The organism is uncultured Clostridium sp., from assembly GCF_900547735.1.
GTDB lineage: Bacteria > Bacillota > Clostridia > Lachnospirales > Lachnospiraceae > Otoolea.
In genome coordinates this window covers 69,672-94,052 of sequence record NZ_URHZ01000006.1, presented here as the reverse complement: position 1 = coordinate 94,052, position 24,381 = coordinate 69,672, and the positions used below count along the sequence as shown (strand labels likewise).

Here is a 24,381-nt window from a genome sequence, read left to right as displayed (position 1 = left end):
CGATTCTGGTACTCATAGTATACTATATAAAAATATGTCTCTTTTTTGCCAGAGACAAATACGGAGGGTTTAAGGATGCGGTTCAGAACTTTAATCTGTACTGCGCTGATGGCGCTGACATTTTCCGTCACTGCTTTTGGTGCTGAACATACTGCCCAGGTTGTAAGCTTCGGTCAGAGCGTTGATTCCGATGCTGCCATTGAACTTACGGGTTCAAAGGTCATTACAGACGATTTTTCTTTTAAAATGCCAAGCGGATGGTCCGGCAACTGTGTCATAGTTCCCGGTGAATCCGTCTATGAAATTTATGATAAAGCTGCATACGAGGAGGACGGGTCAGGTCTGCTCTTCTCCATTATCTGCTATGAAGACGTCGATTATAAAGATCTGCAGGGATGTTCCATCCTCGGTTTTTATGACAACAAGACCTACATACTGGAACCGGAATACAAAGATTATCTGGAAGATACGACTTCCAAAGAATATAAGTCATGTCAGGAAGCTACGAAAGTTTTGAAGAAAAGTTTTGTTGCGATCGTGAAAGAACCGACGGAGTAATCCGCCGGTTCTTTTTTATGTTGTGGTTTGAGAAATGAGAACGCCGCCGGGACGGCCGGGGGGCGGGATGGTGAGAGGGGGATTATGAGTCTTCAGTCCCGGTTTGTAGGTTGTCGCGGGGAAAATCCGGGCAGAAAAAGTTCCTGCGGGAAACGCTTGCGCTCTTCGGAGTACATAACGGTACTAACCTCGTGAAAAACCTCGGCAAGTGCCGATGAACTCCCAGGTTCCCTCCGGAATCTTTTTCTCCCTTCTTCCCCCCCAGGCAGGTTATGGCCGGGACTGAAGACGCGAAGGTTTTCGCCATTCCGCCCCGGCCTGCGGTGGCTGATTTGTTCTATTTCTTCAAAAGGGATGGGTATTGTCGCAGCCACTATGTTTCTTCGGATGCCGTGAGAATACCTGGCATGTTGTCTTAAGGTGTTTCGGCTGGGATTTGGGGTTATGTTTAGTACTAGATTTATCTATGAATTATCTTATCAACTGATCCCTTTAATGGCCCACTGATAAGACTCCACTGCCTGCTTAAACGTAATTTCCGCACTTCTGTAGGAGGCGATGGCCGTATACCATGTTGCCTCTCCTGACAGATAGGTGCTTTTGTTAATCATACCCGCCCTATATTTTGTCTGTAAGGCGCCGTAATCTTTTTCTGCGGCCGCATAGGATGCCGCCGCACCTTCATAAAGCTGTTTTGCCTCTGTCACGGCCTGATAGAGTTCATCCATGGTCAGACTGGCGGTTCCCTCGGCCTCTGCAAGCTGCTGTCTTCGCAGTTTCCGGGCCGTGTCGCCGGTTGCGGTACTCTTCTTGACCGATTTTACGTTTGAGTCGGCGATTACCGCTTTTTGTTTATCCTCCGGGAGATTCATCCCGGCAAGCTCTTCCTGCGTGACGGCCGGAATTTCGCCTATCTGTATCTCATCTGCGTTTTTCCCAATCATAACGGCCAACTGGCGTTTCAGCTTATCTGCGCTGTCTTTTGTGGACTGTAATGAGGCCTGGGCGTTTAAAAGGCTCTTTTCCGCCTCCAGAAGTTCTGTCTCCGTCATCAATCCGGCCTGCCTCCTGGATGATGCCAGTTCATATGCTGCATTCTGGGCTTCTACCCTCTTTTCGGCTGCACTGGCCTGATATTCCATCTGCTTACAGGAATACATCAGGGTCTGGGCCGATTTGACAAGACTGTTAATTGTCCTGTTGATAGAGGCCTGGCTGGTGGCGGAGTTCAGGGAATTGATACTTCTCTTCATCTGTCCGGCCGAAGAGGAGAGAATCTTTGCATTCTGATCATAGTTCGCAATCAGCTCATCGGCTGCTCCTTCGTCCTCCAGTTCATCCGCCTTGTTGATCATATCACGTTTTGCGCTTATCAGGGAATCATAGGCTGCCTGATAGATTTCCAGGCTGTTCTCATAGCTCTTCTGTGTGTTGACTGCGCTGCTGTTTCCGGTGCGGATGAGCTGTTCCAGTTCTATGTACTCGATTAGGTTGTCATTCAGGGCCTCGTCGCTGACTGCCGCCGTTTCTCCGGAATCCTCCGCTTCTTCCCAATTCTCGGAAAGGGCCGGCCCCTCCGCTTCTCCCGCCTCCTCCAGGCCCGATATCAGGGGACTGGACGCGGCCTGCACCGGAAGCTGGTACAGCAGGCTTATGGCCGTTCCGGCTGCTGCCGCCCATCCCGCTATTCTTCTATTCAATCTGCTTCCTCCTTTATGCTGTGCATTACGCCTCGGACGCATTACGCGGCGGATGACTCTCCTTTTGGCGCATCCGCCGCAGATTCTTTACGTTGTGGAGGCCAGGCCGTCCACCGCCCACTGATAGGCATACTGGGCCTTTAAAAGAGACAGCGCGGCCGTATCCTTTTCCGTCTTTGCCTTTGTATAGGAGGTCTGCTGGCTCTGGTATGCGTTCTGGCTCATGGTTCCGGCCGTCTTCCTGCGCTCGGCCGACTGCATGGTTTTTTCTTCCAGCTCAAAGCTCTTCAGGGTCTGGGCATACTGGTTCTCCGCCAGCAGAAGACTCTGCCATGCCGATTTGACATTGGCTTTCACCGCCTCCTCGCTGCTTTTCAGCGTCTCCTCGTACTGCCTCTGTGTAGCGCCCACCTTGGCGTTTTTAACCTGCCTGGACAGAATTTTAAGTTCATAGTTGTTTTCCACCGCTTTGACCAGATCTTCTTCCAGATTAATCGTGCCGCTCTTTGACGGATCCGGGTCCGGGAGGGCGCCGATTTCCACCTCATCCCCGTATTTCCATCCCATCATCAGGCACAGGTTTTCTTTTGTAGACGTTATCATGCTTTCAGCCGATGTAATGGCTGCTTCCGCCTGAAGCAGCGTATCTTTCGCGTTCAGGACGGCCGTCTGGGTTGCCGTGCCTGCCGCGGCCTGAAGTTCGGCCGTCTGACACGCCTTTTCGGCCGTCTCCCTGGTGTTTTTGCTGTTTTCCAGGGACAGGACGGAGTTCCAGTACGTAATCATCAGGTTCTGGGCGGACTGGACAAGGGATTTTTCCGTCTTGTCATATCCCCACTTCACCACGTCGCCGTCCGACACATTTTCATCTCCCCGTTCCATCATCTGGTCGGCCTGAAGTTCACTGCTCTGGGCCGCCGCCAGGCTGGAACCGTAACTCACGTCATCCGAATCCGGGTACTCGATACTTCCATATATCTCGTCGGCTGTATCATAGTAAGTCTGGGCCACCTCGTCACTGTCTTTTCCTTTATAGTCCTCGTAGGCAATCTGATTGCTCAAAACGGTGCTGTTATACTCGTGAATCAGATCTCCTATCTCGTCAAATTCCAGCTTATTATCCCTCAGGGACGCCCATTTTTCCTCGGTATAGGCAAACGGCGGGCTGGCCGCCAGGGCTGCCTGGGGAACCGTGAAAGAAAATATGGCGGTTCCGGCTGCCAGGGCGCAGAACCGCGCCCTTTTTCTGTTATTTTTCCTCATTCCTCTCTTCCTTCCTGATTTCCTGTAACTCTTTTATCCGATTACGGCAAATCCTTTCAGGGTAAATAATTTCTTCTGTTTCTGATATCCCTTTTCTGTCTCCGCGGCTCTTTTATCCCGCGAAATCATCCTGCAAAAAAACCGTCTCTTCTAATCGATATCCTGATATTCTTCTTTCGGCTTCCTGCTCAGCAGTCCGTAATAAACAGGCAGCATGAACAATGCCACAACGACGCCGACCGCCAGTCCTCCGATATCTACGATCGCAATACCCTGGGTCGTGGAGCCGCTGCTTCCGATTGCCATAGCCATCGGGATCATGGAAAGAATCGTTGTCAAACTTGTCATCAGAATCGGCCGGATTCGGGTTGCCCCCGCCTCAATCAGGGCCGTATGTAAATCCATCTCCTGCCGGTACTGGTTCACCGTATCCACGTACAGGATACCGTTATTTACAACGGTTCCGATGAGGATCAGGAAACCAAGCAGCGTCGTCATACTGATGGTGACTCCGGTTATTTTCAGGAAACCGAAGGAACCCACCAGGCTGAACGGAATTGTTGTCATAACCATGACGGAGAATTTTACCGACTCAAACTGACTCGACATTACGACGAATACCAGGAATACGGCAATGGCAATGGCCGAGTAGAGAGAACTGAACTCCTCCTGCATCATCCTGTCCCTGCTGTTGGTTCCCAGCGTAATGGTTCCCGTCAAATTTGGTGAAATAACTTCACTGTCGATGGCTGCTTTGGTGTTTCCACCCGTGTAATCTCCGCTGATCGTAATTTCATATGCTTTATCGGTCTTTGAAATGGAGGACGGGCTGTCTTTGAAAATGACGTCTGCAACCTGGGTCAGAGCTACTTTTCCGCCTTTTGAATCGGTGAGTATAATGTCTTTCACCTGATCCACGGTTCTGTATTCCTCCTCCGGGTATTCCACCTGGACGGAAATCTCCTCGCCGTCCACTTTCAGTGTCGTGGCCTCGACGCCGCTCAGCATCTGGTTGACCGTGGAACCAATGGAGGAAGCGGTCAGGCCGTGGGCTTTTGCCATTACCGGGTCTACCTTGAGCGTAACGATAGGGGCATTATTTTCAATACTGGAATGAACATTGATGATGTCATCCCTCGCCGTCAGTTCCTTTACTATCTTGTCACTGACTTCCTTCAGTTCATCGTACTGGGTGCCGTGCAGGAGTACCTCATAGCCTCTCTGGCCTCCCATAAAGCTCATAGACGTGGACGCCGAGACGTCGATGGTGCAGTTTTCAATGTTATCCATCTCCTTCTGCCACAGATCGGCAACATCCTCCGTGTCCATGCTCCGTTTATCCTTCAGGTAGGCGGTAATACTGCCGCTGTCCCCGTTGTAACGCAGCATGTAGGAATCTACGTTATCATCAGCCGCTACGACCGCCTCAGCCTGTTCCAGGGCATCGCTTACTTTCTCCTGTAAAAGCCCCGGCCTCGTCTCAATGCTGACGCTGACCGTTCCGGTATCGTCGGAGGTCATAAGCTCCGTCTCCATCCCGGTCGCCATGTAAATGGTGGCGGCCATAATGGCGATGGAAGCCAGCATTACAATTCCCTTCCGTCTCAGCAGTTTTTCCATCACTCTGCGGTAAAACCGCTGGAACCGGTCTATCGGGCGTGACATCAGGGCCTTCTGCGTCTCAATCGGTTTATAGAAGAGATAACAGAGCGGAACAATCGTCATGGCCGACAAAAGAGAAGCCAGCATACAGAATACAACGGTGAAGCCCAGTGGTTTAAACATCTGGCCCGTCATTCCCTGGATTGCCGCCAGAGGGATAAAAACAACACAGGTTGTGATGGTGGAGCCGATAATGGAGTTTCCGACAATCGACGTTCCTTCCAGGGCCGCCTTACCATATCCGAGGATTCCCTTATCATCTCCCTCCGCCGTCGCCCTGAAACAGCTTTCCAGCACAACGATGGAGTTATCCACCATCATTCCGACGCCGAGAACCAGGGCGCTCATCGTGATGACGTTCAGAGAGAAACCGGCTGCCGTGATTGCGATTAACGACATCAGAATCGACGTGGGGATGGAACTTCCTACAATCAGGGATGCCTTATAATCACCGAAAAACAGGAAAATGACAATCATGGAAATAATAACGGCCAGCACCATGGTCTCCGCCACATCCATCAGCGAATCCATAATGCTCTCCGAAGTATCGTTTGCCACATTGATATGCAGGTTCTCATCGGCTGCCTCAAGCGCCTCGATGGCGCTCTTTACCGCACTGGAAACTTCCATAGCCGTATTGCTCTGCTGCTTTGTAATGGAAAGGGAAATGGTCTCCTCTCCGTTATAGCGGGAAACCCCTCCCCTCTCCTCTTTTGCCTCATAGATATTGGCCACATCGGAGAGCATAACCAGATCGCCTGTGGCGGTGGCAATCGGAATATCTTTCAGTTCATCCACCTTTTCCGTCTCCAGGGATGTCGTCACCGACAATTCCAGGTTTCCGGCCACGGCCTCGCCGGAAGGATAGGCCAGGTTTGCCGAGCTGATGGCCGAAGTGACGTCGTTCATGGTCAGGCCATATTGTGTAAGTTTTTCCGAAAGAAGCTCAATCTTTACATATTCGGAGGAACCGCCCATGGCGCTCACTTCCGCTACCGAAGAAATACGTTCAAACTCCGGCACAACATTCTGATCGACGTAATCGTAGAGATTATCCTGTTCTGAATGACTGATGGAGAGCATCATCGTCGTTCCCGCATTCATGCTCATCTCCATGATGGAGGTGTCCACATCGTCGGGAAGATTCCTCTCCGCATTCTCAAGCTGCTTTTTCAGATTGTCGTAAGCTTCATCCATATCGGTTCCGTAATCGTATTCCAGCATTACCATGGCGCTGCCGTCGTTTGATGAGGAACTCATGCTCTTTACGCCTTCCAGCGTGCTGATGGCATCCTCGATCGGCTCCGTCACCAGCTCACAGATATCTTCCGGACCTGCGCCGGAATAACTGGCCCTGACAATCAACATCGGCGTCTCCATATCCGGCATCTGTTCCAGCTTTGCCGAGAAAATGGATGAGATACCGAAAACGATGAGGCAGAGAAGCGCCATAACCGTAGTAACCGGATGTTTAAGGACGTACTTTGTAATTCCTCTTCCCATTAATTATCCCCTCCCGCCGGTTTTTCTCCCGCTGCATCACCTGCGTCTGCAAGCGCCTGCGTGGTATCTTCCTCCGTTTTTAAATTGACCGTAGAACCCTCATAGAGCTGGGAACTCCATGTGCTGACTACCATTTCTTCCGCCGTCAGGCCGGAGCGTATCTCCGCTGTTTCCGAATCATAAAGGCCGACTTCCACCTCTTTTTTATGGATAATCCCGTCTTCGTATACGTAAACATTTCCTACGCCTCCGTCATAATAAATGGCATCCACCGGCACCGTCATCACGTTGTCGGCTCTTTCGGAAACCACCTTCACCTTGACCACGCTGCCCGTTGCCACGGTATTCACTTCCGTCAGATCCGCTTTTATCTTGAAAAGGCCGTTTGAATCATCCACCATGGTGCTGATATCGCTGATTACGCCCTCATAGGAATTTCCATCTCTCTCGATTGTCATCTTATCGCCCTGGCTCAGATTCTGGACCACATTTTCCGTTACATAAAAGGAAACTCTCTTGTTGCCCTGGCCTGAAATGACACAGAGCTGGGCAGACTGGTTTACACGGTCATACACTTCAAGATCGCAGCTCTCTATCTTTCCTCCGATGGGGGCTGTTATGGAACTGTATTCCACCTGCTTTTCGTAGGCCAGCTTTGCCGATTCATACTGCAGTTTGGCGCTCTTTACATTGTTCTGGTACTGTTCCCATTCCTGGTCGGATATGTCGCCTCCCTGGTATAAAAGCTGCATCCTGTTCAGGGTGCTCTGAGCCTCCGACAGGGAAATCGCCGCCGAATCCATGGAGTTTTTGGCGGTGTCCACCTGTTCCGTGTCTATGGTGCACAAAAGCTGCCCCGCTTCCACCGTATCTCCCGCTTTGACGAGAACGGACGTTACATCTCCTCCCGCTTTCGCGTAAACATAAACCACATCCGCCGGTTCCACCGTCCCCGCCAGGCTGGTCGTCTTCTCAAGACTGCCGGTTCCCGGAACTTCCGCTTTTACAGTTGCGACATTGTTCATCTCCTGGCCGCCCATCATCCCGGCCGGCATGGATTTTTCTTTTCCTCCCCTGGCCGCTGCCGCCGCAACCAGAACAATCAGAATAACGGCTGCCGCTGTCAGTTTCTTCCTCTTCTTAGCCGCTTTTATAAACGAGTTTACTTTCTCTTTTATCATTATCTGGTCCTCCTCACTGACCGGTGCGGGAATCCCGGCCCACTGTCCGCCGTACTGCAGACCCTGTAAAAACACGGTTCTGCACACAAAGACATTCCCCACCTCAGGTTTTAAATTGAGCTGAGTATATCACCCCTCTTTAAATGGAAAATCAACTGAACATGAACTGAATATAAACTAACCGTGATTTTTTTGTGTTCCCTCCCGCTTTCTAAAAATATTCCTATAATTGAGCTTCCGGTTTATAATTAGTTCATAAAGATGTGATATGAATTTTAGAAATGATATGATAACGATTCAGTCGGATGTATACCCGATAAAACGGGGCACGCTGTCCCGCGAGGTGTTTTCGTGCGTTTTTTGCATAAAATCCCAAGTTCAGCGGCGCCAAGTCTCGTTTTTTGTGACTTGTGTGCATCTTCGTGACTATGAGGGAGGTACGACTGAATCGTTACATGATATGTTTGATTGAACGGAGGATAAATATATGTTTCATGTTCTGGTCGTAGAAGACGACGTAAAACTGCGCTCCCTGTTCTGCACCGTCTTAAACCGCAGCGGGTATCTGGCCGTTCCGGCGGCGGACGGAAAAGAGGCGCTTGAACTTTTGGACACCGAATATATTGATTTGATCATTTCCGATGTCATGATGCCGGGGATGGATGGCTATGAGTTGATCCGGACGCTGAGGGGAAACGGGTACACGCTCCCGATTCTTATTATTACAGCCAAAGAACGGTTTGAAGACAAACAGGAAGGGTTCCTCGCCGGAACCGATGATTATATGGTAAAACCCATTGATGTAAACGAGATGGTCTTAAGGGTCGGCGCCCTGTTAAAGCGGGCCAGGATCGCCACGGACCGCCGGATCACATGCGGCGATACAACGCTCAATTATGACGCCCTGACCGTGACCATAAACGGAGAGGAGACTCTACTCCCGCAAAAGGAGTTCTATCTGCTCTATAAACTGATGTCCTACCCCAACAAGATTTTTACCAGACAGCAGCTTATGGATGAGATTTGGGGAATGGACTCCACCTCGGATGAAAGAACCGTGGATGTCCATGTTAACCGGCTGCGGGAACGTTTCCGCGACTGTGACGATTTTCTGATCATGACCGTGAGAGGTCTGGGATATAAGGTGGTGAAGTCCGAACTATGAAAAAGAAACGCTTTCATCTTCCACAGTACTGGTTTCTTATGCTGATTCTTATTTTTATCACCCTGTCGGTGATGCCGCTGATGGCGGGTTTTCTCGTAAATATCATAGCGAACGGCGAAGAACGCAAGATTCGTTTCCTGCAGTTTAACCCGTTTTTCCCCAGCCTGATCTTCTTTCTGAGCAGTGTCTTTATCAGCTTCGGCATCTCTATGGGACTGTGGATTAAGGTGCTGGTTCCCCTGGGCAATCTGAGCCAGGCTGCAAAGCAAGTGGCGAAAGGCGATTTTACGATACAGGTGGAGGCCGGGAAATCGCTCGGGGAACTGCGGGAACTGACCGACAATTTCAACCGGATGGTACAGGAGCTGGGAAGCATCGAGTCTTTCCGCAACGACTTTGTGACGAATATTTCCCATGAATTTAAGACTCCCCTTGCGGCTATCGAGGGCTATGCCACCCTGCTTCAGGAGCCTTCCCTCTCGGAGGAGGATAAAAACGAATATATCCGCATTATAATGGACAGCACGAAGCAGCTCTCCTCCATGGCCGGCAATATCCTCATGCTCTCCCGTCTGGAAAAGCAGGAGATTATAACCGGCCAGTCAAACTTTAAGCTGGATGAGCAGATACGCCAGGCCCTGCTTATGCTGGAACCTCTCTGGGAGAAAAAGCATCTGGATCTGGATATTGACCTGCCTCCCGTCCGCTATTTCGGCAATGCGGATCTTCTGATGCAGGTATGGCTGAACCTGTTCCAAAACGCAGTCAAATTCACGCCCGCGGGCGGCAGCATCGCCGCTTCCATGCGGGTTCTGCCGGAAGCAGTGGAGATCACGATTTCGGATACCGGGATTGGAATGGATGAAAATACCATGCGGCGCGTATTTGAGAAATTCTACAGCGCAAATAAGGAGCTGGGACGCAGCGGAAACGGGCTGGGACTGTCGATTACGAAGAGAATTGTGGAGCTGTCCGGCGGGACAATCTCGGTGGAGAGCAGGGTGGATGAAGGGAGCTGTTTTAAGGTGATTCTGCCACGGGGTGTTTAATTGAGAAATGAGAACGCCGCCGGACGGTCGGGGTTCGGGATGGTGAGAGGGAGGGAATGAGTCTTCAGTCCCGGGAGGTAGGATGTCGCAAGTGGGGAATCCGGGCAGAAAAAGTTCCTGCGGAAAACGCTTGCGCTCTTCGGAGTACATAGCGGGCACTAACCTCGAAAAGACCTCGGTAAGTGCCGATGGACTCCCAGGTTTCCTCCGGAATCTTTTTCTCCCTTCTTCCCCACGGGGAAGTTATGGCCCGGGACTGAAGACGCGAAGGTTTTCGCCATCCCGAACCTCGGCCTGCGTAGGCTGATTTGTTCTATTCCTTCAAGTGCGGGGGACTCCTGTCGCTACCACTATGTTCCTTCAAATGCCAGGAGACTGCCTCCGGTTTAGTTTTAAATTGATGTGCCTGAATTTTGACGCTTGTCATATCTATGTATATAACATTGAATTTTCTAACGATTGATCATTAAATTCAACTCTGGATTCATCCCGAAATACCTTAAAAATGTAAAAAAAGTCACGACCACATAGTAGCCGCGACAATACCTCTCCCGCACTTGACGAAAGAGACAATCAGCCTCTGAAGACGGCGGACGGGCAATACCTTCGCTGAGTCTTCAGTCCCGTCGACTACCTGCCTGGGGAAGGAAGGAGAAAACTTTCCGAAGGGGACATTGGAATCCGCCGGTGCTTGATGAGGTTTTTTCGAATCTAGCATCCGCTACGCATTCCACAAGCGGGAGCGAGTCCCCGTAGGAATTTTTTCTCCTGGATTCCCCCTTACCGTACCCTACCAATCGGGACTGAAGGCTCATATACACCCTCCCACCACCCCGTCCGCCGTCTTTCAGAGGCGTCCTCACATCTCAACTAAAACCCCTCTTAATGGCGGTGGGACAAAAACGAGGCATAGGGCAGTTTTGAGGCATCGCTCAGCCCCAGTTCCCCTGCAATTCTTGAAAGAATCACATTGCACTCCTTTTCCGACAGGGAACCGGATGCTTTTTTACTGGTTTGGGACGGAAAATGGGAAATTTCTTCTGCTATTTCTGTCAGCAGTTTTTCTTTCTGGCCGTAAGGCATGGTTTTTACTATGTCCATTATGGCGTCTCTCTGGCCTTTTAAGGTCTCTTCTCTCATGACTAAAACTCCTTTTTTCCTTAGTTTGGCTGAGTTCTCTCATTTTTATCCCTCTGTCTTTTAGTAAGCTCTTGTCATTCCTCCGTCGAGCAGAACGGTCTGGCCCGAGATATAACTGTTCGCCTCGGAGCAGAGAAATGCCGCCAGCCGGCCATACTCATCCGTCGTCCCATATCGTCCCAGAGGGAAGCTCTTTAAATCTTCTTTCTCATATTCCGTCACCGTTATTCCCGCTTTTTCCGCCCGCATCGTATTGAGGCTTGTGATACGAGCTGTGCCGATACGTCCGGGTCCAATGACATTAATCAGGATATTATCTTTTCCAAGCTCGAAAGACAGTGTTTTGCTCATCCCTACTACTCCCATCCGCATGGTGTTCGATAGAATCAGATTGTCCAGACAGTCTTTTACCGAAGAGGAGGTGGAATTTATAATCCTCCCTCCACCCAGCCTCCGCATAGAAGGCAGGCAGGCCCGAATGGTTCTTACATAAGACAGAAGACACGTCTGAAATGCCTTCTCCCAATCATCATCCTGGAAAGAATCAAAGTCTCCCGGTTTGGGTCCCGGACACATGTTCACCAAAGCCCAGATATCTCCCAGCTGCTCCACGGTATGTGTCACCAGCTTCTTAATATCCTCCGGATCATTTACATCGCAAAGAAAAATCGCCGGGCGATTACCCGTTTCCTTTTCTATTTCCTCCTGTGCTGCGGCCAGCTGTTCTTCAAACGGTTTTGCCGTGCACATCATTACCTTCGCGCCTTCTCTCGCCATCTCTGCTGCGATTCCTTTTCCCAATCCCGCCGCAGATGCCATGCAGAGAACTACTTTATTCTTTAATCCCAAATTCATCCTTCTTTTCCTCCTGCCGGTTTAAATTTATATTTTCGTTTTTTAAATAAGAATTATTCAGTACCTTCATCATTACTGCAGAATTTTATCTTCTAAACCCGTTACCTTTTATTTTACAGCTCCGGATGAAGTTTTCGGTCTAACACAGGGTTTACCAGCGGCTTCATCTCAAATCCGTCCGGACCATAGATTCGGCACTCTGCCACATCTCCGTCTTGAATATGGAACGCCCGCGGGGTTCCGGTAGACAGGATATCCCCTGCATACCAGCCCTGGATGCTGCTGTGCAGAGAAACCAGCCTTGACGGGCGGTGTGTCATATTACTGACTGTATTTTTTGCATAAATCCCACCGTTATAGACGGATTGTACCTCCAGCTTCAGCACATCCGGAACCTCATCCGGGGTCACCAACTCAGGACCGAAGGAAAAGAAGGTGGGGAAATTTTTCACAATACACAGATAGCGCGGATTTCCCTGGACATAATCATTTCCTTTTAAAATCGATTCTTCTGTCATATCAAGGACTGTGGTGTAACCCACAATTGCGCTCTCCCAGTCTTCCTCCGCCACATCACGGCAGTCACGGCCCATGATAATTCCCAACTCTGCCTCTGCCGTCGTCTTCTGCGCTTCCTTTAAAGCAGGCAGCTCAATGGTATCTCCTGGGCCAATCAGGGTATCCGCCATTTTAAAGAAACTGCCCGGAAAACCGGTAGGAGCAGCCGTACCGATATCTCCGGCATGATCCACATAGTTCAGGCCAATGCCGAAAATTCTTTTCGGATTGCGGTACAGAGGCCCATAGACTGCCTCATCAGCCGCCACCAGACCCGGTATAGTTTCCAGTTCTTCTTTTCCGCCGTTATTGTACCAGACGGTTAAATCCGGTATCTGCTCTGCCTGAATTAAGTCGAACATCTCCTCCTTCCAGGATGTCCCCTTAAAAGAATTTAACGCCCGAATCGGACAAATCCCCTTTTCTGTAACAATACCGGCAATCTCCGCCCCGTTTAATCGAATCGTTGCAAGTCTCATTGCTCTATTCCTCCTTTTCTCTGCTTGATTTATACTCTGTGAAAACTAAATTTTTCTGCCTTCCGGATCCATGCCGCTTAAAAACTGCCTGATATTTTCAGCAGCCATCTGTGATACCCGGGCAGCGGCTTCTATGGTAGACGGCGCGTAATGGGGAGTCACAATCACATTCGGCATCCTAAATAAAAGGCTATCAGCCGGTTCCGGCTCCGGATCGGTCACATCAAGTCCGGCTCCAGCCAGTTTTTCTTTCTGCAGCACCTCTACTAGCGCCGCCTCATCGACCAGCGCGCCGCGGGCGCAATTGATCAGAAAAGCGGAGGGTTTCATCTGTGCCAGACGCTCAGCATTGATCATATGTCTGGTTTCAGGAACCAGTGCACAGTGGAGAGAAACAAAATCCGCCTTTTTAAGCAGCTCTTCTAAATCCCTTACCATGATAACACCATCCGGCTCCTCTGCTATGTAAGGATCATAGGCCAGCACTTTCATATGAAAACCGCCCACCGCCATATCCGCAAAACGGCTTCCAATACATCCCAGGCCAATCAGGCCCAGCGTCTTCTCTGATATTTCTACGCCTTCCTTATGATTTTTGGCTGAAAAGCCATTCTCTCTGTAAGCATTAGAGACGGGAATCACATTCTTAGCCAACGCCATCATCAGTGCAAACGCATGCTCCGCCACAGATAGGCTGTTGGCGTTCGGCGTAACCGTCACGGCAATACCGGCCTCCCGGCAATACTCGAGATCGATATTGTCAATCCCTACTCCGTGTTTGCTCACGATTTTTAACTTCTCAGCCGTCTCAAGGAGCGGCCGCGGCAGCTCCATAATCCGCACAATTACCGCATCTGCGTCGGCAATCTCTTTTTTGACCTGTCCGTAATCCCTTCCTTCTACCATCACGACCTGGTGCCCTGCCTTTTTTAAAAGCTCCGGTCCCGACGGATGGATCGATTCCGTAATCAGGATTTTCGCCATATTCTTAATACCTCCTGTATAAAATTCACTTTGTATTCCGGCAGTTTTCACCGCGGATACAAATGTGCTGTAACTTCATGGTAATCGATTCAGGAGAAAAAATCCAATATTGAAACCCTCATGTTAGTATAAGTGAAATCTAATAGCAACTTGATTTTTATTTAGACTTTCAGAGCGCAGAATGATATACTGTAAAAAACCTTACTGAAAATCCAGTTCAATCTATGCAGATATAATGGGAGTGTGCATTATGGTAGTAAACAGAAATCCGGAATACTTTTTGACAATTGTACGCGAGCGGAATTTTTCCAGAGCTGCAGAGAAACTCTATATTTCCCAATCGTCCTTAAGTCAGTACATCGCTAAGCTGGAAGCCGCTCTGGAAGTGAGACTTTTTGACCGCTCCCAAAATCCGCTTGTACTGACAACGGCAGGGGAGATCTATAAAAATTATCTGGAAAGTGATACTTACCTGTACCAGAAATTTGAGGCAGAGTTGAGTAATCTGAACAGAAATAAAAGCCAGACCGTAGATCTCGGCCTGGGGACTTGGCGGGGTTCAATTCTCTTTCCGGAAATTCTGCCGGTATTTTTAAAGGAGCATCCACAGGCCAGGATCAATCTTCATGAGTACCCTGTCAGCGAATTGTTTGCTTTAATCCAGTCCGGCCGTATTGATTTTGCCGTGATGAATACGACTGCCGCTGTTATACCGGAGGAGATAGTCAGCGACACCATCTCTCACGAGAGGATTCTGCTGGTCACGAACTGCCGCTCTGCGATTACGAAAGAGTTTACCGGAAATTCCGGACTCAGCAAACAGGAACTGCTATCCCTTCTTGAAGAAGAGCGCTTCATTTCCCTAAACAGGAATTTGACTGTAGGGCGCCATGTTCACAACTATCTGGAAAAGAATTTACTAGTCTTCCCCGATCAGCTGAACACGACAAATAACAGTACGGCCTTAAAGCTGGCGGCAGCCGGTCTGGGATTCTGTTTTCTGGTGGAGACAGGGCTCCAAGATGCGATCCGACATCCGGAACTGACTTTTTTTGATTTACAGACCCCAGATTTAGAGATCCCGCTTTCCGTTATCTACCGGAAAAACAGCTATCTCTCTCCGCTGTCCCACTGCCTGATTGACATTATTTCCGATTATTACCACGGCATCCTTGAAAAAAACCGTGCTTCAGAAAAAATCAGGACCTTGCAGGGTGATTAACCCTTTTGCTATTAGTATTCGCTAATAGTTTTATTGTCATTTCTGTCTTAGACTTCTCTGTAGCCATATGTTAAAATTCAAACCATAGAATACAGGTTTGTGCGCACAAAACCGAAAAACTATATTCTTTGGGAGGACGTATGTCGAATCTTTATATTATTGCCGTATTTTTTGCCGCAATTGCAGTTTTGATTTTGATGATAGCAAAATTCAAAATACATGCGGTCACATCACTTTTTTTCGTCACAATCTTACTGGGGCTCCTGATTGGAACACCGCTCAATGAAATACCAGGCCTGATTAACACCGGTTTTGGAAACACCTGCAAAAGTGTAGGCCTGATTATTCTTCTGGGCTCCCTTCTGGGCGAAGTTATGAGCGCCACCGGCGCCGCTGTTAAAATCACAAAAACCTTTGTCAAATTCTTTGGGGAAAAGCATGTCCTGACTGCTGTTGGTATCAGCTGCTATCTTTTAGGTATTCCGATTTTTCCCGACACTATCAGTCTGCTGATTATTCCAATCTGTACGAATCTGGCTGCCCAGACCGGGATTTCTATGGTGGCCTTTGCCGCCGTCGTCGGAATTGGAGTCACTTCCAGTTCTCTTGTTCCCCCGACGCCCGGGCCCGTGGCGGCTGCCGCCATCCTGGGCGTGCCTCTGGGAGTCGCGATTCCCTGGGGAATTCTCGTTTCGATTCCAGGCTTGGTCATAACGGTATTCTATGCCTCCAAACTGAAAAAACAGATTCCCCTCAATGAGGCCTTTTTACAGGGAGAGCAGATTCCGGAGGACAGGCTCCCCTCTTTCCTGAAATCGATCGGTCCTGTCTTGATTCCGGTCCTTTTAATTGTAATCCATACCGTCTGTGATGCCGTTATCCCCGGCACTGCCGTCAGCAATATCATGTCATTCATCGGTGAACCGCTGTCTGCCCTCACAATCGGATGTATGCTGGCCGTCTTTACGCAGGTCAGAGACTGGTGGAAAAAAGATGACGTGAGAAGCGGTTGGATCGATAAAGCCATCCTCGGCTGTGCCGGTCCGGTCTTTATCACGGCGCTGGGCGGCTCTTTGGCCGCCTTTATCAAAAATGCCGGAGTGGCGGAAATGCTGGCAGACATGATTGTACAGGCACATATCCCGGGAGTCTTTGTTCCTATGATTATTGCCTGCCTGATCCGGACCATCACCGGCTCCAACACTCTGGGCGTCACAACTTCCGCCGCATTGAGCCTTCCTATGCTGGGTGTACTAGGCCTCTCACCTCTGGCTGCATTTCTGTCCATGTGCTCCGGCGCCGTATTTGTCAGCCATGCCAACAGCTCCGGCTTCTGGCTGGTCAGCTCCATGTGCAAGATGGATATGAAAGATTCCTTCCTGTCCATCAGCGGGGCCTCCGCGCTGTCCGGCATTTTTTGTTCAGTCACCACCCTGATTCTCTATTTTGCGGGAATTATCTAATACACTGTTCCTATCACCAATTGACCGAAGATATAATACTTACACATCCATTTGGGGGAATATCGGAAAAGTCTAATGTCCTCAACTTGCCAGAACCGATAAAAACGCCCGGACAGCTTAACACTGTCCGGGCGTTTGAAATTGAACATTTTATTTATATCTTCCTGCCTACCGTTTCCCAACATATGCGGCATACATCTGCGTGGTTGCAACGTCCGAGTGGCCAAGGATGACCTGGACGGCTTTCATGTCGGCGCCGCCGCCTATCAGATGGGCTGCGAATGAATGGCGCAGGGTATGGGGGGTGATGTCGGAATCGATTCCGGCTTTGTCACCGTAGTATTTGATGATCTTCCAGAAACCCTGACGGCTCATCTGGCCGCCGTTGCAGTTTACGAAAAGCCAGTCCGACTCTTTCTTCTTTGTCAGTTCCGGGCGGGCGTTCTGTATGTAGTCTTCCATTGCGCTCTTGGCTACTCTGCTGAACGGGATGGTTCTGTCTTTCCCGCCGTCGTGGCAGGTGATGAAGCCGATGCTCATGTTTATATTCGACAGCGTCAGGTTCGTCAGTTCCGATACACGGATACCGGTTGCATAGAGAAGCTCCAGCATGGCCTTGTCCCTGATTTCTTTCGGGGAACGGCCGGACGGCTGTCTGAGTAAGGCCGTGACTTCCTCCACCGTGAGGATGACCGGCGCCTTCTTTTCAATCTTCGGGGCATGTACCAGTTCGGCCGGATTGCGCCTTATCTTTCCCTCCGAAAATTCATAGTGGAAAAATGCTTTCATGGATGCCAGCATACGGGATATGGTGGTGGTTGCCTTTCCTTCCTTTTCCATAAAAAGAATGTAGGACATAAGACTGGTCTTTGTAACTTTCCCAGCCTCGGTAATTCCTCTCTCCGCCATATAGGCTGCCATCTGTAAAAGATCCCGGTGATATGATAAAACGGTGTTCCGGGACATCTTTTTGACCTCCTGCAGGTATTTTATAAAAATTTCTATTTCTGCTACCATACTACTGCTTCCCCTATCCATCTTTCCTCCAAAACAAGGCAAAAACCAGCCTGTACGTAACATTATATATACATTTTTTGATAAAATCAAACACATTTTTCCCACTTTTATACCATTTTCCGGCTGATTAACATAAAAAATACAACATGTTGGAAGGCAGGTTTTGCCTCCCCTACATGTTGTTAAAAATATTTTAAATATTTTTTAAGTTTTTCTCAGAATACGGACGTGAAATGCATAAACCAGGGGTTCAGCCACAGTTCCGACGCCGCACCGGCCGCTGTCAGGAGAAGGAGCACGGCAAAGCCACCGCCGTGGATTTTGCTGCCGGGAGCCATCCCCCATATGTAGAGCACGGCAAATACCGGCAGGTAAAATACCATCTGCGGAAACACCGAGAGAAGAAAAAGGAAGACTCCCATCACCCCTGCCTGGACCGTCATGGAAGATATCAGAAATGCCAGAGAGAATCCGGCATAGACGGCCGCCAGGCAGAACCCGGGAATGGCAAATAAGGACATTCCGAGAAGCCACAGAATCCCCATCAAGAGTCCCCGTTTCAGTATCAGCTCCGCCAGTTGTTCCATGGAGGGAGGCGGTGCGCCGCCCGACAGAAACGCCTGTCCGAACACGCCGAGCTGCTCCTTTAGGCCGTCCCCCATCCGGTTAACCCACACCGTTCCGGCTAATATCCCCACAAAAAAACAGAACGCTGTCAGCATAGACGGTTGAAAACGAAATGGTGCATGATTTTTTCCCATACAGGCTCACCTTTCCCGCTTCGTAACCACGGAACCGTTCCGCAGTTACCCCATTTCTTCCAATCTATGCTGCGTTCTGTCTCTCTATTCTATACAGCCCCTACTTTTGGCTGCCGCCGCCAAATTTACATGCGTAAGCCAGGATGGCGGCAATCGTCTTCCCATCCGTCATCTTACCGGAATAAATCAGTTCCAGCAGATCCTTCAGCTCCCACTCCTCCACATCAATCTCCTCGTCCGGATCGAGATGCTGGCTCGACGGGATCAGATTTCTCGCCAGGAAAATATCGATGGCCTCGTCGCAGAATGCAATGGTGGTGTTGACACTCAGCAGAAATTCCAGATGATCCGTCTTAAACCCGGTCTCCTCTTCCAGTTCCCGGAAGGCGCATTCTATTTTGGGTTCTCCAGGAAAATCCAGTTTGCCCGCGGGAATTTCAAGCGTATAGCGGTCAAGGGCATTACGGTACTGGCGCACCATAAGAAGTTTCCCCTCCTTATTCACGGCTACCACGGCCGCCGCTCCGTCGTGATGGATAAAATCCCATTTTGCTTCATGGCCGTTCACTTTGACCGTATCTTCATACATTTTAAGGACGGTGCCCTCGTATTTAAGCTCTCTTTTCAGTCTCTCGACCGGGACGGTTTCATGCCTGCCGTCTGTTGTTTCTCCAATGAAATTCTTATCTGCTTTTTCAACCATTTTCTTCTGCTGCTCCTTTTCATCCATTTAAATTTATGATAGAACCGGTTAAAAAACCGGCATTTTGCGTTTTGTTTGGAGAGGGCGCAGAAGATTCGGTTCGGCAGGCTTACCCGCAGGCTTTATGAAATCACCAGACCCGGGCGCCGTTCTCATCCACGATGTAACCGTCCGGGGTCAGGCAGTTCGTCTGCATATCCCCTTCCGGCCCCAGATAGTACCAGTTATCTTCCCACTTGATCCATCCGGTTACCATATATCCGTCTCCGCCGAAATAGTACCTCTTTCCATCCACGTCGGCCCAGCTGTTTACCGGCCTCGAACCATCTGTGCCGGTCCATCTCCAGCCCTTTTCATTCTGAATCCACTCTCCCGGGATACGTTCCGAATTGTTCAGCGCTTTTTTTGTTTCCCCCGTTTCCTGACCGGTGTCGGACGGGCTGACATAGAAGCTCTCCGATATTGTATACTTACCTTCCTTAACCCCTTCTCCGCCTACTGCACGGACCTTATAATAATACTCTCCGTCCTTATGCATCGCAGTCCCGAAATCATAGGTGGTCTCCGTTGTCGTCTTCCTGCTGCCCACGGCGCGTTCATCCCGGAACAGGTAGATGTCGTAGCTCTCCGCGCCGATTGCCGGCGTCCAGGCCGCAACCGTATCCTTCAGCCAGGCGTCCTCAACGGCTCCCACCCGCTGATACATGGGCCTCAAATCCAGGGTAACGGTCAGAACCTGGGATTCCTCTTTCCGTACCGAATAAACCGTCGCTTCATCGCCCTTCACCTTTACTTGAGCCTTAGAAACGTCAAAATACCCGTCATCCTCCGTAACGATTCTCACCTTGACTCTGGGCTTGTCACTGCGTTTCCAGGTATAGCCGGCATTTTCAATCTCCCAGCCGCTTACCGCATAATTCTCCGCGCCGGTTTCAATTGACAGTTCCTCCGGCTCATCCAGGGCGCTGCCGGGCTGCATATGATCCTTTACCTCCAGGCGTATTGACGATATTTTATTCCTGGACGCCGCAAACGAATTCATCGCCGCAAACCCGGATACCGCCAAAGCGGCCAGCATGGCCGCATAAAGTTTCTTTTTATTTTTCATAAAACCTCTCCCTATCCGTAAACAGCCATTTCACGGATTCTGTTAATGCCGCATGGCTGCTGCCGGTGACCGGGGTTCTTAATTCATCATACCTCAGTCCCCGCTGTTTTTCAAGTACCGGCACAAGGGCGCGGCAGGAAATTCTGCCGCGCCCTTGTGTCAGCTCTTAAACCGTTCTACTGAACCCAAACTCCGTTCCCGTCTACTTTGTATCCGTCCGGTGTTGTTGTGTTCTTAAGAAGCATTCCGTTGCCGGAGCCCTCTTCCGTGCTGAAATAGTACCATTTTCCGTCAATCAGGTTCCAACCCGTATACATATACCCCCTTGTTCCGTCTGCCGCCGGATGGAGATAATAGGTTCTGCCTTTTTCATCTGTAAACCAGCCGGTCTTCATATAGCCGTCCTGGTCAAAATAGTACCATGCAAACTTTCCGTTATATGGAAGGTATCCCCATTGGGCGGACGGTATCTGTCCGTTCAGTGTATAACGCCATCCGCGTGCATCCTGAACCCAGCTTCCGTAATGGGTTCCTCTGTCCCTGCCCGAAGTGGATGGAGAAGAGGTGTCAGGAGTGTCGGGAGTCGGCGGCGGTGTCGGCCTATCTCCCGGGATCCATGGCAGCCACTGCTGATCGGAGCTTACATATCTCTCATAGAAATTCTGTAATTCTCTATCACCTACCCACCTCAGCGTCTCAATCGTCTTGCCCTGGTAAGTGCATCCTGCAAATACGTTATTCCCCAGGGTTGGCGGTGTATTGGGCACTGCCAGCCAATGCAGGGAGGTACATCCTGCAAACGCTTCATCGCCGATCTCTTTAATTGATTCAAGCCTCATTTGTACCAGTCCGGTATTGTTTTTAAAAGCGCCGGCCGGGATTTTGGTTACCGTATTTAAAAATACCCATTTCAGTGATGCAGGTAATTTGCAGTTTTCAGGAATTTCCGTTGCATATTTAGCATTGTTCGCCTCCGACGATCTTCCCACTGTCAGAGTCTCGAGGGCCGTCAAATTCTCAAGCTGGCTCCAGTCTTCCGCCGTAAGTTTTGCACCGGCCACACTCAACCATTTCACATTGGACAACGACCCATTTCCGCTTATTTTCTGCATAATTTCATGCAGATTTTCTCCTCTGTCAAAATGAGAAGCGCTCTCTCCCGCGAAAATGTACTCTGCAGTCATCTCTTTGCTTGATATGCTTGATAAGTCCAGAACCCTGCTCCATTCCGGAACACGGGAATACCCGGCGACCGCATCATCAAGCCTGCTGCCTGTCAGCGCATCTCCCCTTTCATTCACCAGGCTGTAGTCAAACCTCTGCTCCTCCTGGAAATTATTCCAAATATAAGGTGCAGACTCAGGCAGGATCAGTTTGATACGGTTTTCAGGAGAAGTACTGAGCCCTGTAAAACTGCTGCCCCGCACATACTCTGCAGATGAAATATCAACCACCCTCAAATTCTCGCAGCCTTTAAACAGTTTATCCGGTACCCAGTCAATCTTTGGAAGGGCGATTGATTCTAAGCCTGTGCAGTTCTCAAATGCACTATCTCCTATAGTCTCCGCTGTCGGCAGCTCCAGCCCCTTCAGCGATGTACATCCTAAGAACGCTCTTTGTCCAAGGGTATCAAGTTTCGGCATATCAACCGAAGTCAGGGAGGTGCAGCCTGAGAACACTCTTTCTCCCGTTTTTTCCAGTTCCGGCATATCGACCGTACTTAAAGATGTACAGCCCTCAAATGCACTGTTATAGATGGTTTGCAAATCCGGTGCATCTATATCGGCTAATTCCGCATTGCCATAGAAAGCAGACCGGCCGACAGATGTGACTCCTGGCATGCTTACTTTTTTAAGCTTGTCAAACCCTTTGAACGCTCCCTCTACAATGTTTTCTACACTCGTATTATAACCTGACCTGGCCGGACTGTTCTTCGTCGCAGTTTCTCCGTTCCAGTTAAAATAAATCTCTTCCAGGGTATTGTTATGAGCATCATCATAAAGTCCGGTCATAAATACTCTGTCAAGATCCTTTGACAGGTATAGCTTCTTGAGATTGGGCAGGTTTATAAGCTGATACCACTCGTTGGCTGTTATATCACCTTCCGTTATCTTAAGTTCTTTTATATTCCCCTTTTCGCTGTCACTCAAATCAGCCAGATACTTGCTTATGCTGGGATAGACAGTCCCGTTTATTTTGCTGTATTGCGGAAGAACGAAATAGGTATACCCAATCAGTTCTTTTCCATGTTTCAGTTCTGCTTTGAATATCCTGTCAAACCTTCTGTTTGCAGGATCAACCAGATCCTTCTTGAAATTTAAGGAGATCCCATAAGTGGCATTTTTGTTAATTTCAACGTCTGCCCCCGATACTGAAGCTCCATTCTCTGTAATGGTTACTGTATAACTGCTATCGGACAAATTGCTTGGGCTTGCCCAGTACTCACTTTTCTCAAGCATTACTTCCTGTGTTTTTCTGTCATAGCCCCTAGTAATATTATTTGAAAATACACGCAGGAACCAGTTTCCTCTGATCTCAACTTCTCCCTGATACTGCCCGCTTCCTTCCCCTACACTGAAATTCACTCTGGCCGGGAGCTTCTCTTTGTAGAAATAATCCCATTCATTATTCAGTGCAACGTTAAGCTCCGAAGCATCTTCATCATACTCCCAGTTTATAAGATCACTCGCCGATGCGGCGAGTTCAGAGCTGGATGCGGCAAGTTCAGATCCGGATGCCATCAACGCATTTGCCGGGCTGGCAAGGTTGACAGATATCTCCTGATACTCCGGCTCTATATCTCCATAATCTCCCAGCCACTCAGTAACCATCAGGAATGGTACTATATTCTTCTCAAATAGTCCCGACGCTTTTCTTACTCCCGCGCCGAACGCCGTTCCGCTGAACATGGTTCCCAGCATTGCTACAATGAGCGCAGTGCTCAACGTACTCCGCAATCTCCTTTTCATCTTTTTTCCTCCTTTTTCCTGTTTCATCCTTTCATCTTTATGACTGTTTTTTCTATTCTTTTTCCGTATACCTCCCGATTTCATAATCTTATCCCTGCCATATTTCTGTCCGATATACTGCCCTTAACATGCCGGGAATTATTTTAGGATAAATATATCACAGTTCCCTGTCAAAGCCGTCCGGGTGTGCTAAAAGTCACGTTTTACGATACAAAAATCATGCCGTTTTTCATCCCTTTCTTAAAGCCCCGTCCCGTCTAAGGTTACGGTTCACTCCCTGCACGGTGGCCGTCTAAGCCAGCCTCCATTCCTGACTCATAATATAGTCAAAATACTGTTTCCGAAGCTGTTTCTTTTCACGTACTTTAATCGGTATTTTATCTCCGTTATCCATTGTAAAATCGTCTTTTGCATCTGCAATATAATCCATATTGACAATAAAACTTCTGTTACATCTTAAAAATCTGGCGCCGGTCAATTCGGCCTGAACATCGTCCAGCTTCTTGCGGATTGTATGTTCTATCCCATTGTTACAGACGATCCGGAGGTTCATCCTGATGCTCTCAATATACATAATATCGTCATATGCGATTCTCCGCCCCGTGTTTTTGCCCACCACCAGAAGACTCTGCCTGATCCTGGGATAGCGTTCTACCATAAAACGGTTTAAGGCCTCCTCCAGCCTGCCCGTCTCCAGCGGTTTCAGCAAATAATCAATGGCCCGGACCGAGTATCCGTCAATCGCATAATCCCGGCTGGATGTCAGGAAAATGATTGCCACTTTTCCATCATAGCCGCGTATCTGACGCGCCGCCTCGATCCCATTCATAAACTTCATACAGATGTCCAGGAAAATCAGATCGTATTTCCTGTTGCCGTCCTCGTATTGCTCAATCAGATCTTCCCCAGAATCAAAATATGTAATTTCCAGGGCTTCGCTGCGTCCCTTCATCTTCTGTGCCAGTTGAACGCCGACGAGTGTCCGATCCGCTTTGTCATCATCACAAATTGCCACTACCATAACCAGTCCCCCATGTTAAG

General features: G+C 49.3%; 19 protein-coding genes. 5 read left to right on the top strand and 14 right to left on the bottom strand.

The genetic code is table 11. The annotated features are described in order from the left end of the window. Positions 1-75: 75 nt before the first annotated feature. Positions 76-558, top strand: a complete 483-nt coding sequence (locus QZT18_RS03300) for a hypothetical protein (RefSeq protein ID WP_294144186.1) — start codon at positions 76-78, stop codon at positions 556-558. Between the two features lie 479 nt (positions 559-1,037). Here the strand turns inward: QZT18_RS03300 and QZT18_RS03295 are convergent, their stop codons facing one another. The 4 genes from QZT18_RS03295 to QZT18_RS03280 all read right to left on the bottom strand — a co-directional run bounded on the left by QZT18_RS03295 (position 1,038) and on the right by QZT18_RS03280 (position 7,867). Beyond that, a complete protein-coding gene (locus tag QZT18_RS03295) occupies positions 1,038-2,258 on the bottom strand; it encodes a TolC family protein (RefSeq protein ID WP_294144184.1) in 1,221 nt (406 codons plus the stop codon). An 87-nt stretch (positions 2,259-2,345) separates the two neighbouring features. Beyond that, complete coding sequence (locus QZT18_RS03290) at positions 2,346-3,521, bottom strand: TolC family protein (RefSeq protein WP_294144182.1); 1,176 nt, start codon at positions 3,519-3,521, stop codon at positions 2,346-2,348. A 150-nt stretch (positions 3,522-3,671) separates the two neighbouring features. After that, positions 3,672-6,686 (bottom strand): efflux RND transporter permease subunit, encoded by a 3,015-nt coding sequence (locus QZT18_RS03285; protein ID WP_294144180.1) that lies wholly within the window; start codon positions 6,684-6,686, stop codon positions 3,672-3,674. Further along, on the bottom strand, positions 6,686-7,867 hold the full coding sequence (locus QZT18_RS03280) for an efflux RND transporter periplasmic adaptor subunit (protein WP_294144179.1): 1,182 nt from the start codon (positions 7,865-7,867) through the stop codon (positions 6,686-6,688). The genes QZT18_RS03285 and QZT18_RS03280 overlap by 1 nt, the downstream gene beginning before the upstream one ends. Before the next feature lie 487 nt (positions 7,868-8,354). On the opposite strand from QZT18_RS03280, the gene QZT18_RS03275 reads away from it, so the two are divergent. Beyond that, positions 8,355-9,032: a response regulator transcription factor gene (locus QZT18_RS03275; protein WP_294144177.1), complete on the top strand. Its 678-nt coding sequence runs from the start codon at positions 8,355-8,357 to the stop codon at positions 9,030-9,032. Then, positions 9,029-10,081 carry a HAMP domain-containing sensor histidine kinase gene (locus tag QZT18_RS03270; RefSeq protein WP_294144175.1) on the top strand — a complete coding sequence of 351 codons (1,053 nt, stop codon included), beginning with the start codon at positions 9,029-9,031 and terminating at the stop codon, positions 10,079-10,081. Before QZT18_RS03275 ends, QZT18_RS03270 begins: the two co-directional genes overlap by 4 nt. Positions 10,082-10,963: 882 nt before the next feature. Here the strand turns inward: QZT18_RS03270 and QZT18_RS03265 are convergent. The 4 genes from QZT18_RS03265 to QZT18_RS03250 form a co-directional block, all read right to left on the bottom strand. After that, entirely contained in the window at positions 10,964-11,221 is a 258-nt protein-coding gene (locus QZT18_RS03265) for a hypothetical protein (RefSeq protein WP_294144173.1), read from the bottom strand. A gap of 60 nt (positions 11,222-11,281) precedes the next feature. Then, entirely contained in the window at positions 11,282-12,076 is a 795-nt protein-coding gene (locus tag QZT18_RS03260; protein ID WP_294144171.1) for an SDR family oxidoreductase, read from the bottom strand. A 113-nt stretch (positions 12,077-12,189) separates the two neighbouring features. Further along, positions 12,190-13,113, bottom strand: coding sequence for a fumarylacetoacetate hydrolase family protein (locus QZT18_RS03255; RefSeq protein ID WP_294144169.1), 924 nt, complete (start codon positions 13,111-13,113; stop codon positions 12,190-12,192). Between the two features lie 45 nt (positions 13,114-13,158). Continuing rightward, positions 13,159-14,097 carry a hydroxyacid dehydrogenase gene (locus QZT18_RS03250; RefSeq protein WP_294144168.1) on the bottom strand — a complete coding sequence of 313 codons (939 nt, stop codon included), beginning with the start codon at positions 14,095-14,097 and terminating at the stop codon, positions 13,159-13,161. Between the two features lie 250 nt (positions 14,098-14,347). Between QZT18_RS03250 and QZT18_RS03245 the strand changes: the two genes are divergently transcribed. Both QZT18_RS03245 and QZT18_RS03240 read left to right on the top strand, forming a co-directional pair. Further along, positions 14,348-15,319: a LysR family transcriptional regulator gene (locus tag QZT18_RS03245; RefSeq protein ID WP_294144165.1), complete on the top strand. Its 972-nt coding sequence runs from the start codon at positions 14,348-14,350 to the stop codon at positions 15,317-15,319. A 140-nt stretch (positions 15,320-15,459) separates the two neighbouring features. Further along, positions 15,460-16,782 carry a GntP family permease gene (locus QZT18_RS03240; protein ID WP_294144163.1) on the top strand — a complete coding sequence of 441 codons (1,323 nt, stop codon included), beginning with the start codon at positions 15,460-15,462 and terminating at the stop codon, positions 16,780-16,782. 168 nt (positions 16,783-16,950) lie between these two features. Here the strand turns inward: QZT18_RS03240 and QZT18_RS03235 are convergent, their stop codons facing one another. The 6 genes from QZT18_RS03235 to QZT18_RS03210 form a co-directional block, all read right to left on the bottom strand. Continuing rightward, entirely contained in the window at positions 16,951-17,799 is an 849-nt protein-coding gene (locus QZT18_RS03235; protein WP_294144160.1) for a site-specific tyrosine recombinase, read from the bottom strand. A 215-nt stretch (positions 17,800-18,014) separates the two neighbouring features. Continuing rightward, complete coding sequence (locus tag QZT18_RS03230) at positions 18,015-18,560, bottom strand: stage II sporulation protein M (RefSeq protein WP_294144158.1); 546 nt, start codon at positions 18,558-18,560, stop codon at positions 18,015-18,017. A 100-nt stretch (positions 18,561-18,660) separates the two neighbouring features. Continuing rightward, complete coding sequence (locus QZT18_RS03225; protein ID WP_366925784.1) at positions 18,661-19,263, bottom strand: NUDIX hydrolase; 603 nt, start codon at positions 19,261-19,263, stop codon at positions 18,661-18,663. A 130-nt stretch (positions 19,264-19,393) separates the two neighbouring features. Next, positions 19,394-20,371, bottom strand: coding sequence for a hypothetical protein (locus QZT18_RS03220; RefSeq protein WP_294144156.1), 978 nt, complete (start codon positions 20,369-20,371; stop codon positions 19,394-19,396). A 176-nt stretch (positions 20,372-20,547) separates the two neighbouring features. Continuing rightward, positions 20,548-23,340 carry a leucine-rich repeat protein gene (locus QZT18_RS03215; RefSeq protein WP_294144154.1) on the bottom strand — a complete coding sequence of 931 codons (2,793 nt, stop codon included), beginning with the start codon at positions 23,338-23,340 and terminating at the stop codon, positions 20,548-20,550. Between the two features lie 292 nt (positions 23,341-23,632). Further along, positions 23,633-24,361 (bottom strand): LytTR family DNA-binding domain-containing protein, encoded by a 729-nt coding sequence (locus QZT18_RS03210; RefSeq protein ID WP_294144153.1) that lies wholly within the window; start codon positions 24,359-24,361, stop codon positions 23,633-23,635. Positions 24,362-24,381 lie beyond the last annotated feature (20 nt).